Origin of the sequence: Vreelandella alkaliphila, from assembly GCF_016107625.1 — a bacterium.
GTDB lineage: Bacteria > Pseudomonadota > Gammaproteobacteria > Pseudomonadales > Halomonadaceae > Vreelandella > Vreelandella alkaliphila.
Genome location: NZ_JABASV010000002.1, coordinates 331,144 through 342,041, shown reverse-complemented (window position 1 = coordinate 342,041; position 10,898 = coordinate 331,144). Strand labels below are relative to the sequence as shown.

General features: G+C 53.8%; 7 protein-coding genes. 4 read left to right on the top strand and 3 right to left on the bottom strand.

The annotated features are described in order from the left end of the window. Positions 1–127: 127 nt before the first annotated feature. Together JFC11_RS04780 and JFC11_RS04775 are read right to left on the bottom strand one after the other, a co-directional pair. Positions 128–1,477 (bottom strand): purine-cytosine permease family protein, encoded by a 1,350-nt coding sequence (locus JFC11_RS04780; protein WP_198348838.1) that lies wholly within the window; start codon positions 1,475–1,477, stop codon positions 128–130. 400 nt (positions 1,478–1,877) lie between these two features. Continuing rightward, a complete protein-coding gene (locus JFC11_RS04775) occupies positions 1,878–2,786 on the bottom strand; it encodes a LysR family transcriptional regulator (RefSeq protein WP_332838105.1) in 909 nt (302 codons plus the stop codon). Positions 2,787–2,897: 111 nt separating this feature from the next. On the opposite strand from JFC11_RS04775, the gene JFC11_RS04770 reads away from it, so the two are divergent. Together JFC11_RS04770 and JFC11_RS04765 are read left to right on the top strand one after the other, a co-directional pair. Continuing rightward, positions 2,898–3,890 (top strand): YeiH family protein, encoded by a 993-nt coding sequence (locus JFC11_RS04770; protein WP_038479212.1) that lies wholly within the window; start codon positions 2,898–2,900, stop codon positions 3,888–3,890. 194 nt (positions 3,891–4,084) lie between these two features. Next, positions 4,085–4,933 carry a sulfurtransferase gene (locus JFC11_RS04765; protein WP_198348837.1) on the top strand — a complete coding sequence of 283 codons (849 nt, stop codon included), beginning with the start codon at positions 4,085–4,087 and terminating at the stop codon, positions 4,931–4,933. Positions 4,934–5,078: 145 nt separating this feature from the next. Here the strand turns inward: JFC11_RS04765 and JFC11_RS04760 are convergent, their stop codons facing one another. Continuing rightward, positions 5,079–6,179: a flavin monoamine oxidase family protein gene (locus JFC11_RS04760; RefSeq protein ID WP_198348836.1), complete on the bottom strand. Its 1,101-nt coding sequence runs from the start codon at positions 6,177–6,179 to the stop codon at positions 5,079–5,081. Between the two features lie 330 nt (positions 6,180–6,509). On the opposite strand from JFC11_RS04760, the gene JFC11_RS04755 reads away from it, so the two are divergent. Both JFC11_RS04755 and JFC11_RS04750 read left to right on the top strand, forming a co-directional pair. After that, a complete protein-coding gene (locus JFC11_RS04755; protein WP_198348835.1) occupies positions 6,510–7,757 on the top strand; it encodes an efflux RND transporter periplasmic adaptor subunit in 1,248 nt (415 codons plus the stop codon). Next, the gene (locus tag JFC11_RS04750) at positions 7,754–10,864 is read left to right on the top strand and encodes an efflux RND transporter permease subunit (protein ID WP_198348834.1); all 3,111 of its coding nucleotides are present in this window, start codon (positions 7,754–7,756) and stop codon (positions 10,862–10,864) included. Before JFC11_RS04755 ends, JFC11_RS04750 begins: the two co-directional genes overlap by 4 nt. The last annotated feature ends 34 nt before the right edge of the window (positions 10,865–10,898 follow it).

Below are 10,898 nucleotides of genomic sequence, written 5' to 3'. Positions count from 1 at the left end.
GTATTAACAAGCTATTAAAAAAAGTCTTAAAAAAACGTGGACAGAGCTGCTCTAAAATTTAGCAACTTGCTCTCAACTGCCCACGCAAAGCTCTATTCAATCTGGGGGTGAAGTCGATTGGGTGCTACTATTTAAGACTAGCAACATACCACTCTTCTCTTGCAAACTTTAGACCAAGACTATAAGCAACATAGGCAAAAGCAAAAGTGGCTGGAGCAGAGAAGCCAGCGATAGCAGGAATATTCATTATCACAATGCCCGTCAATGTGGCGCCACACCAGGCCAGCAAACCACAAGGATTAAAGGCAGGTATATAGGCGTTATCTAATTCGACATGACCATTGAAACGATCCTGATAGGTTTTGGATAAGATATGCGCTAATGCGACGCCCACCCAAGCAACCACAAAGACCCCTTGATATGCCAACGCCTGGAGGATGTACGAAAATACATCTGCCATCATCAATACATAAGCAATGACACCAATAGCGCACCCAGCAACCACTTTTGACATCTGAATGCCTGTTACTTTGCGGATAAAGGATTCAAAATTGACGGTTGCAAGATAGAAGTTGGCCGTATTGATACGACTCTGTGTCACCCAAACCAGCAACAAACCACCAAATCCCATCAACTCCAGTAACCCTAATACGATTGATGCTTCGGAAAGACCGTCCGTAGGTATCATAGAGTCTAATAAAATGCCTACCACCCCACTAAATAGGAAGGTCATAGCGTAGAAAGGAATACCAAAAGTGATATGAGTGTGAAAGCCGGAGTCTTCAGTACGTCCAAACCGCGCATAGTCAAAGGTAAACATCATTAATACCCAGACACCCATATAGTAGGCAAAGGTATGTAACCACCCCAAGCTTGGGGCGCCACTGTCTGGTACACGCGTCAGCCAACCAGTGGGATAACCAAACTCAGCGATCGCCATGCCAACCGCAATCAACATTCCTACTACATAGACCGGCAATAGCACACCATTAAACTTATCGAGCCAGTGCTGCACACTTCCAAATATCAATGCAATCCCAAAAAACACCACGATTGCAGTAGCTACAGCCATGGGAAGAGTGCCGCTCCATTCAGAGAGCACCAGGGCCATAACGTAACCTTCAAAAACGGCGTAATAGAGAGCTGTTGCAAAAAATATTAAAGTTGCAACTACAGCACCAAAATGGCCAAATAAAATTTTTGAAAACAAAGCAACTGTTAACCCTGTTTTCATTGAGTAGCGACTGATTACACCATTAATAACGCCATAGGCAATCACCGTCAGCACAATACCGATCAGTGCGTTAGTAGTGCCATAACTACGGGCCATGGCCGCTGCCACCACCATATAAAAAATGGCGCTACAAACTGCCCACCAAGCCATCATTAAATTTAATTTAGGCATCCTGCCTTCGAGTGGAACCGGCCGTTCTGAGAAGTCGAGATCAGATGATTTATTTTGATTTTTATTACTCATTTCACTTTCCTTTATATTGTTTCGTTTATTTTAGAAACAACAGTCCAGCAACAATTTCTCTGTAATTTAAAGAGAAATGTTATTGAGTAGTGAACCGCTATTATGGGGGTAGTTTTTATTGTCCCGTGAGAAAGCGCTGATGCACCTAAACAATAGCTTCTACAACCGATAAGTGTTTGGCCTGCGGTGTACTGTCAATTAACCTGACGTGCACCGCAGGCTTCTCTGGGAACAAATCGCCGTCGTTAAGGCATCTGCAAACGTGACTTTTAAGAAGCGTACTTTCTGATGAGCTTCTGATGTGACCAAATTGATGCCATTTACGAACAGCCTGAACGTAAAAAGCAGTGTCATCAATAGGCTCTGTGCACGACATCTTAGCTGTACATTTCGAACCCAGTTATTGTGGCCTGCCTGGCTTCGGAGGATTGCCATGATTATCGATCAAAAAAACCTTAAACGCTTGCCACAACGGGCTCCGATAACGCTCTGGATGCCACACCAATGAAAAAATCCTGGTTAGCTTTAACCCACTGTTCAGCGCAACCAACTCCCCTCTTTCAAGCTCCCCTTCCACACTGCGATGAGAGAGGCAGCCCAAACCGAGGCCAGCTTTCACTGCTTGCTTGATGGCTTCATGCTGACTGAGTTCCATGCGCACCTGCAATCGTTCGACATGATGTAACACAGCGGCCTCAAATACTTCACGCGTGCCTGACCCAGGTTCACGCAGTATCCAGGCGGCAGCTCTAATATCAGCGTCATCAAGCCACTCCTTGCTGGCAAGGGAATGCTGTGGGGAACAGACAATCACAAGCTGGTCTTCGCACCATGTTTCACTCTTCAGGCGCGATTCGTGGCACTGCCCTTCGATCAGCCCCAAATCAGCATCAAAACGCAGCAGATCCGTAATCACCTCTCCGGTATTACGCAATCGTAGCCGAAGATCCACCCTCGGGTTCTGATTGCTGAAGTATCCAGCCAGAGGGGGAAGCAGATAGGTACCTGTGGTAGCGCTGGCCGATATATTAAGCGTGCCCTGCAATTGGCTTTCAGGGTCCTCAGCGACAGCAACAAAATCGGCCATGCCTTCCAGAAGGCGCTCGGCACGGGGTAATAGGTAGCTTCCCATACTATTGAGTTGCAAGCGTCGGCCAAGCCGCTCGAAGAGCTCGACACCCAGGTGACGCTCAAGGTCTGAGAGCGATTGGCTAATAGTTGATTGAGATAGCTTTAAGTGATCAGCAGCAGCAATAACCGTGCCGTCACGAGCAACAGCGACAAAAACCTGTAACTGGCGAAAAGTCACATGAGGGGTCATATATCGTTTTTACCGAACAGCCATATGGTTATATGTTGATAACCATACAGCATTTTTGCCCCTATGCTAGCCACGTACGCACCAACAAGAGAAAGCATCATGTGGCAAGGTCTGATTCTGTGTAGCACCCTAACCTTGGCAGGTTTTGGCTTGGCTAACCTCCCCGGACTCGCTTCCAAAGGTATTAGCCCATTGGTATTCGCCTTACTGTTAGGCCTGGCTGTGGGTAACCTGCCTCTTGCACACCGCCTTCCCAGTACTCAACCAGGATTAACATTCGCCACCCGCTGGCTGCTGCGGGGCGGCATTGTACTGTTTGGACTGTCATTAACCCTGCAACAGGTCTTCGCCCTTGGTTTTAAGGTGTTGCTGTTGGATCTGGTGGTGATCTGCAGTGTTCTCATCATCGGCTATCAGATCGGCACCCGCATCCTGGGTATGGATCGTGAAACAACACTATTAACAAGTGCAGGCAGTGCCATCTGCGGTGCAGCGGCGGTGCTCGCAACCGAAACGGTCATTCGTTCGCGGCCCGCGGCCTCCTCCATAGCCGTCGCCACTGTCGTGCTGTTCGGCACAATGGGAATGCTTGTCTACCCTCTTTTATACCCGCTTGCGGGAATGAACGAAGGTCTCTTTGGGGTCTATATCGGCGCGACTGTCCACGAAGTCGCCCAGGTCGTGGCCGCTGCTGATGCGGTGGGCCCCGAGGCATTGGCCAGTGCGGTCATTGTCAAAATGGTTCGCGTGATACTGCTGTTGCCCTTCCTATTGATCGTCGGGCAATGGTGGCTTCGTCAGCAGGCCAGTGAATCAGGGTCAGCAGCGGGCAAGCCGGTAATCCCCTGGTTTGCCTTCGGCTTCATCGCCATGATTGTGTTCAACAGTGTTATCCACTTGCCTAGCGGCCTCCATCAGATACTCGTTCTGGCGGGTCAGATTGCGTTGACCATGGCCATGGCCGCACTGGGGTTTGAAACCCGAATCGAAAAGCTCAAGGAGTTGGGTATCCGCCCTTTTATACTGGGGTTCATCCTGTTTGCCTTACTGCTGGTGGGAGGTGGCCTAGCCAGTCAGCTTCTGATGGGCTGAACAACCTGCGCGATATCACGCTCTCATCCGACTATGCCAATAAACACCGCGCGACTGGCAAGCCAATTCACTTAGTAGGCGTGGAGTTTTCAAGCGCTCGACGGCAGATAGCGGCGTTTGCGGTAGAGATGCTATAACACATTTCTGCTTATCGCCGAATAGCACAAACTGCTAGTCCCTGATTGGAGAACATCATGTCATCCCCCCTTGTGACGACCCAATGGCTGCAAGACAACCTAGATAACGAACGGTTAGTGCTGATCGATGCGAGCATGGCGACGGTGATTGGTAAAGAGCCTATCGTCTATGATCGCCCGGTGTGGATACCGGGTAGCCGCCAGATCGATCTTGAAAGTGTGCTTTGTGATACCGGCTCTTCTCAGACTCACGCCTTTCCAACAGAGGAGCAAGTCACTGAGGAAGCTCAAAAGCTAGGCATTACGACCGAAAGCCTCGTCGTACTGTACGATAACCAAGGCATCTATTCGGCGCCTCGGGCTTGGTGGATTTTCCGATCAATGGGCGTTGAACACGTTTTTGTACTGGATGGAGGATTGCCACAGTGGCTAGCCGAACAGCGGGACGTTGTTTCTACCATCGCGGAAACGACAACCAAGCCCGGCAACTTCGTCGCCAACCTTGATCACAGCCGAGTGCGAAACTCAGCGTACGTTTTGCAATACCTGGACGATAGCCAAGTAACCGTTGTTGATGCCCGATCGCGTTCACGCTTCCTGGCACAGGTACCTGAACCCCGACCTGGGGTGCGCAGTGGTCATATCCCCAATTCTCATAATCTGCCTTTTACAGAGGTGCTAGAGGGAAATTGTTTTAAACCTGTTAGCGAGCTGAAGGCCACCTTTATAGCGCTTGCTCCATCTCTCCAATCCAACAGTGAACCCCAACTGGTGTTTTCCTGTGGCTCGGGCATCACCGCCTGCATCATTCTGCTGGCCGCCGAACTGGTGGGATACCATCAGCTATCGCTGTACGACGGTTCTTGGGCAGACTGGGGGAGCGATGAGTCACTCCCAGTGGCTTAGGCTTTGTATGAATGGCTCTGACCAATAGCAATGGACGCTTCACAAACCTCTACGCAAACAGCAAGCGTCGGGCTTGAATTCGCTACACTCCAAGCACACAGAGGCTATGAGTCTCAACACGATGGCAAACGCTAAGGCAAGCTCCCTACTTTGCTAACATATCCGCGACGCCCCGCTCAGCGGCTTCAATGGCACCAGCCAGGTAGCCGGCATAGTGCTTACCCCACTCGCTACCAATACCCGTTAAGCGAGGCTCCCAAGGCCCATCAGCCGCCCGAGCAGGGGGCGCAGTACCGTGATGCTCGATGGGTATCTGATCAGCATAGGTAGCGGTGAACGACTCCTGCGCCCAGTCTTTAATCACATCCATTCTCGGGCTAGCAGCTTGAGGGCCAAACAGCCTGGCCAGCTGTGCGCGGCAGTGCTGACGTAGTGCCTTATCACCAAGTTGCGCTCGCGTACTGGCGGGCAAACTAAAAAAGCCAAACAGCGCGCCGTGACCATCTGGGTGAGACATATCATGAATTTCACCCAGCGGGCCCAGTAGACTGCGCGCCTCCCCCGAAAGATGCTCATCTCGCCAAAAAGGCGTGGGGTACAGGGCGACATATTTGCCGTGGGGGGCCATCCAGGTAGCAGTGCTCGCCCACTGATGAGTAAGCCCCTCAGGTAACGCCGGTGAAAACATCATTGCCTGCGCCGCTAATCTCGGCGGCACAGCCAGTAACACATGCTGGGCGTTATAACGCTGCCCAGAAGTACACAGAATCTCCACACGACAATTGTAAGTGAGTGCCATCGACTGAACGGCCTGGCCGGTAAAAATATGCTCAGGACCAATGCGCTGATGCAATGCATCAATCAGCGCTTGCATGCCACCCCGTAGCCGCATAGAAGGCGGCTGATTTACAAAGCCCTGCATGCGAACCGGCGGCATTTGGTGGGAGCGCTCCATAAGCATATCGCCAGTTTCATACTGGGCAAACGATGACAGCCCCAGCGATTCCACCAGCGCTCCAAGCGCCTGTTGAAACTCAGGCCAAAACCAAGAAGGTCCTAAATCAAAAGACTCTGCGCTCCCCACCACCGGCACCTCTCCGCTGGGTATTAACGTTGCAATACGTCCACCCACCCGCTCTCGTGCTTCCAGCATCACATAATCGCTGATGCCCCGTTGTTCCAATAAATACGCGGCATACAGCCCCGCCAACCCAGCGCCTATAATGGCGATACGTGATGTATGCATGAAAAGTCTCGATGGTTGATAAAAACCGAAAGCATACCGCAGTATCATGTGTAGATAGCCGTCATCCCAACCTGTCTAAATCCTCGAAGCTGCCTTTAACAGCCAATGCGTACAGGCCTTAGCCTCACTAGACGTTGCTCCGCTGCCCAGATAGTGACAAATGTAGAGCAAGGGATCTTCCATCCACGGTCACGACGCCTTATGTCCAATCCATCTGAGATAACGCTGAAGTTTAGTGCGCCGCATTGTCGCAACAGTGTTATTAACCGATATTATTTGGATACAAGCGCGTTAAGATAAGCAGGCCTTATTCCATATAAAGATATCCTTATGCTAAAACGCCTGCTTCCTCTGGTGATTCTCATTCTTGGCATTGTCAGCTTTATGGCATTGCGTTACACACGCCCTGAGCCAGCCCCAGTGGAGGCTCAGGAGCGCCGCTGGCCCGTTGAGGCATTGACCGTTTCTCCCAGCGAACATGTGCCACTGCTTTCGCTGTTCGGGGAAGTGGTCGCGCCGGACATGGTCACCCTAGTAGCGCCAGTTCAAGCGCGGGTGGCTCAGCGGCCGGTAAGCGACGGCCAGCGGGTAGCCCAGGGTGAGTTGCTGATAGCACTGGATGAAGACGACCTGTCATCGCCTCTGCGCCAAGCCGAGGCTGAACTTGCCGACCTTCAAGCCCAGCTGGAAAACGAGCGCATCCGCCATGAGAATAACCGCCAAGTATTAGCCCAAGAGCGCACTCTTCTTGCCAGCGCTAACCGCCAATTGGAACGCAATCGTTCGCTGGAAGGACGTAACCTGACGTCTCAAACAGACGTCGATACGGCCCGCGACGCCGTCGCTCGTGCCCAGCTGAATGTGTCAGCGCGGGAAAGCGCTATTGCCGAGTATCCTTCTCGGCTGGCCAGTTTGGAAGCCCGACTGGCCAGGGCTCAGGTGCAAGCGGCCGATGCGCGGCGCAGTCTAGAGCGTGGCCGTGTTCACGCGCCCTTCGCTGGCAGCGTGACGCGGGTGCAAGTCGCTGAAGGCGACGATGTGGCCCCGCGCGCCGCCTTGCTATCGCTTTATCCGTTAGATGGCCTGGAACTACGCGCCCGAATTCCCCAACCGTATCACGCGGAACTTGAAGCGCACCTGCCAAGCGGCGCACCGCTGGAAGCCACCGCCACGAATGGCAACCAGCGCTTCGTACTAGAGCGCTTAGCGGGGGAAAGCGACCCAACCGGCACCGAAGCCATTCTCTCAGTGCAGGGCCAACACCATGGGTTGCGCCCAGGGGCCATGGTGGCCGTTCAGCTTCGCCGTCCTGGGGTGAAAAATGCCGTTGCCGTGCCCTACTCTGCCTTGCACGGGGCTGATCTACTTTATCGCATTAATCACGATAACCGCCTAGAGCGTCAGCGCGTTGAGCGGTTGGGGGAAGTAGCCCAGCAAGACGGAGAGCGTTGGCTATTAGTGCGCGCTGAAACGTTGGAAGCAGGCGACCGCGTCATGTCGACCCACCTGCCCAACGCTGTTCACGGGCTGCCGGTAGAGGTCATCCAACCCTTGGCTGGCGCTGAGGCCAACCCATGACCCAGCGCGGCGATTTTATCGGCTTTTTTGTTCGCCACAAGGTGGCGGCCAACCTAGTCATGCTGGTGATGCTGCTGGGCGGTGCGCTAGGTATTGCGCGCATGAATATCCAGTTTTTCCCCACCTTCGCGCTCGATGTAGTTAACGTGCGCGTGATGTGGAGCGGTGCGTCTGCCGAGGACATTGAACAGGGCATTACCAACCCGCTTGAACAGCGGCTGCGAAGCCTAGATGGCTTGAAGCGCATGACGTCCACCTCGGCCCAGGGCATTGCCAATATCACCCTGGAACTGGAAGAAGGCAGTGACCCAGTACTAGCGCTAGATGACATTCGCCAGCAAGTAGATAGTTTTACGAACCTTCCTGCCAGCGCCGACCCGCCGGAGATCTCTCGCCAAGCTCGTTACGAACCCGTCGCGCGCCTATTGGTGTATGGCGACCTTGCCCCCCATGAACTGCGCCAACTCACCCATCGTTTTGAAGACTCGCTGCTGATGGCAGGGATTGATCGTATTCAGCTCAACGGGCTTCCTGCCCAACAAATTAGTATCGAAGTGCCTACCGAACGCCTGCAAGCGCTCGGATTATCGCTTGGGGAAGTGGCCGCCCAGGTGCAGGGCATGTCTCGGGACTTACCGGCGGGCTTATTGGGGCAACAAGACAGCACTCGGGAACTGCGCTCACTTGAACAACACCGTGATGCGCTTGCCTTCGAGGACATGCCAGTTCTCAGTAATGACCGCCTGCAGCTGCGCCTGGGTGACATCGCGTTCATTCATCAGGAAGCAAGAGATGGGGAAGTCGAACTGACTTACCGTGGTCAGCCCGCCGTTGAGATGATTTTGCAGCGCGCGGAAAGTGGCGACTCGCTACAAGCCGCGCAGCACTTAGAGCGCTGGCTGGCAGCAACGCGCCCCACCCTGCCGCCTAGTGTCGAGCTAGCGGTTTACGATGAGTCCTGGCAACTGATCGACGAGCGCATTTCATTACTGCTGGGCAACGGCCTAACCGGTCTGCTGCTGGTGGTGATCCTGCTCTATTTCTTTCTTCCTGCCCGGGTAGCACTGTGGGTCGCTATCGGCATTCCTACCGCGTTTCTCGCTTCTTTAGGGGTTTTCTGGGGTATTGGCGGCTCGATTAACATGATGTCGCTGTTTGCTCTCATCATGGCACTGGGGGTGATTGTCGATGATGCGATTGTGGTGGGCGAAGACGCAGACGCCCATCATCGCATGGGCGAAGACCCCAAACTGGCCTCTGCTGGCGCAGCCCGCCGCATGCTCTGGCCAGTGGTCGCCTCGTCACTCACCACGGTGGCGGCTTTCATGCCACTATTAATGGTCGGTGGGGTGATCGGTAATATCCTCGGCGATATTCCTATTATTATGATCTGCGTGCTCATCGCCTCGCTGTTGGAATGTTTTGTGGTGCTGCCTGCACACCTGCGCAATGCGTTTATACCCGCTAATAAGGCCAATCATCCTGCCCGTGGTATTGAGCGGCTGCGCCAAGGGTTTGAAGCGCGTTTTGATCAGTTCCGCGAAGGCCCCTTCCGTCGCTTTTCCCAACGCTCGCTACGCTACCGTGGCGTTACGCTAACCACCGCGCTGGCCATCACGCTGGTCACTGCTGGGTTACTGGCCGGTGGCCGCATAGGCTTCAACTTCTTTCCTTCGCCGGAATCCAGCATCGTATATGCCAACGCCAGCTTTGTGGCGGGCACCCATCGCGGGCAAGTGGCGGATTTTGTCGACCACCTGCAGGCCACCTTACAAGAAACCGATGACGCCATGGGCGGCGGCTTAGTGCGCACAGCAGTTGCCCATTACGGCAGCACCCAGGCAGGCGGCGCACCGGCACGCACTGGCGATGGCGTTGGTTCAGTGATGGTCGAGCTGACCTCGCCTGATGCCCGTGACGTCCGCAATGTGGAATTTATTCGCGCCTGGCGCGAACGGATACAAACACCGGCCGGGTTGGATAATCTGAATATCACCGAACGTGCCGCTGGCCCACCGGGCAAGGATGTCAACATCCGTCTGATCGGTGAAAACGCCGAGGGCCTGCGCCATGCCGCCGATATTCTCGGCGAGGCCATGGCTGGATTGCCCGGCGTACTCAGTACGGAAAATGATATGCCCTGGGGGCGCGAGCAGCTGATCTACAGCGTTAACGCCTATGGCCAAGCGCTCGGCCTGACCACTGACGACCTGGGTAGCCAGCTACGTACCGCTTTTGATGGTCAGATTGTGCAGATACATCAATCCGGAGCCGATGAAATCAAAGTGCGCGTTCAACTGCCCAGGCACCAACGCGAGCGCTTATCTACCCTTTCCAGCCTAGCGATAACGCTAGCGGATGGTCGTCAGGTGCTGCTCTCTCAGGTGATGGATTTATCCCACCGCCAAGGGTTCGAGACCTTACGCCATGCTGAAGGTCAGCTGGCCGTTGAAGTGACCGCTGAGATTGACAGCCAAACCACGTCCGCAGAACAGGTGCTAGAAAGCCTCTCCGCTGGGCTACTGCCCCGTTTAGAGCGTGAATACTTTTTGACCACCAGTTTCGAGGGGCGTGCTGCTGACCAGCGTGAAACCATGGCGGATATGCGCACCGGCTTGATGATTGGCTTAGGCTTGATGTACGGCGTTTTAACCTGGGTGTTTGCGTCCTGGACCCTGCCGCTGATCGTGATGGCAATTATCCCCTTTTCCCTGGTAGGTGCCCTGCTGGGGCACTGGGCGCTGGGGATTAATTTAACCATTTTGTCGCTCTTCGGCCTATTTGGGCTATCTGGCATAGTGGTTAATAACGCCATTATTCTGGTCAGCTTCTATCGCCAGCAGCGTGAAAAAGGCCTGGGAATTGACGAGGCACTCAATGAAGCCGTTGTGCAACGGATCAGGGCCGTGCTGCTCACATCACTGACCACAATTGGTGGCCTGTTACCACTGCTGTTTGAAACATCGCTGCAGGCCCAATTCTTGATACCCATGGCCACCTCGATTGCCTTTGGCTTGGGTGGCTCTACGCTGCTGGTGATGTTTATTATCCCTGCGCTGCTTTCGTGGGTGGAGCATGGCCGCCAACGCTGGCCGGTGGGACGTTAATTTATTAGCAGGCTATTTACCAAACCACCGTATT

What these genes read in the sequence shown, in the direction of transcription:
- JFC11_RS04765 (WP_198348837.1), top strand. Translation starts at nt 4,085, where the DNA reads ATGTCATCCCCCCTTGTGACGACCCAATGGCTGCAAGACAACCTAGAT.
- JFC11_RS04780 (WP_198348838.1), bottom strand. Translation starts at nt 1,477, where the DNA reads ATGAGTAATAAAAATCAAAATAAATCATCTGATCTCGACTTCTCAGAA.
- JFC11_RS04750 (WP_198348834.1), top strand. Translation starts at nt 7,754, where the DNA reads ATGACCCAGCGCGGCGATTTTATCGGCTTTTTTGTTCGCCACAAGGTG.
- JFC11_RS04760 (WP_198348836.1), bottom strand. Translation starts at nt 6,179, where the DNA reads ATGCATACATCACGTATCGCCATTATAGGCGCTGGGTTGGCGGGGCTG.
- JFC11_RS04755 (WP_198348835.1), top strand. Translation starts at nt 6,510, where the DNA reads ATGCTAAAACGCCTGCTTCCTCTGGTGATTCTCATTCTTGGCATTGTC.
- JFC11_RS04770 (WP_038479212.1), top strand. Translation starts at nt 2,898, where the DNA reads ATGTGGCAAGGTCTGATTCTGTGTAGCACCCTAACCTTGGCAGGTTTT.